The 381-nt window shown below is 52.0% G+C and carries 2 protein-coding genes; both read left to right on the top strand.

Annotated elements, in window-relative coordinates; all coding sequences use genetic code 11:
• Nucleotides 1-3: 3 nt before the first annotated feature.
• Entirely contained in the window at nucleotides 4-153 is a 150-nt protein-coding gene (bcsR, locus tag EN749_RS39705) for a cellulose biosynthesis protein BcsR (protein WP_210214788.1), read from the top strand.
• Nucleotides 154-164: 11 nt separating this feature from the next.
• On the top strand, nucleotides 165-381 hold a 217-nt coding region (locus EN749_RS37420), incomplete at its 3' end, for a cellulose synthase operon protein YhjQ/BcsQ (protein WP_281061977.1).

Here is a 381-nt window from a genome sequence, read left to right as displayed (position 1 = left end):
ACCCTGGGTTACACATTCCAAAACGATTTTCTGGCGCTGACGCAGGCCTTTTCTTTACCTGAAATAGATTACACCGATATTTCCCAGCGGGAACAGTTGGCCGCGGCTATTAAACGCTGGCCGTTATTAGCTGAATTCGCCAATCAACAATAAGGGAGCCATTGATGGCCATACTCGGATTACAGGGTGTCCGTGGCGGTGTGGGTACCACATCTGTTACCGCGGCGCTGGCGTGGTCATTACAGCTTTTAGGTGAATCGGTGCTGGTTATTGACGCCTGCGCCGATAATTTGTTGCGTATGTCGTTTAACGTCGACTTTACTCGCGAAGAGGGCTGGGCCCGCGCGCTGCTTGATGATAAAGACTGGCAGGATGCAGGGA

It is taken from the genome of Mesorhizobium sp. M7A.F.Ca.ET.027.02.1.1, from assembly GCF_004022985.1.
GTDB lineage: Bacteria > Pseudomonadota > Alphaproteobacteria > Rhizobiales > Rhizobiaceae > Mesorhizobium.
Note: the sequence above shows the minus strand (reverse complement) of the source record. Positions and strands in the feature narration are given on the sequence as shown.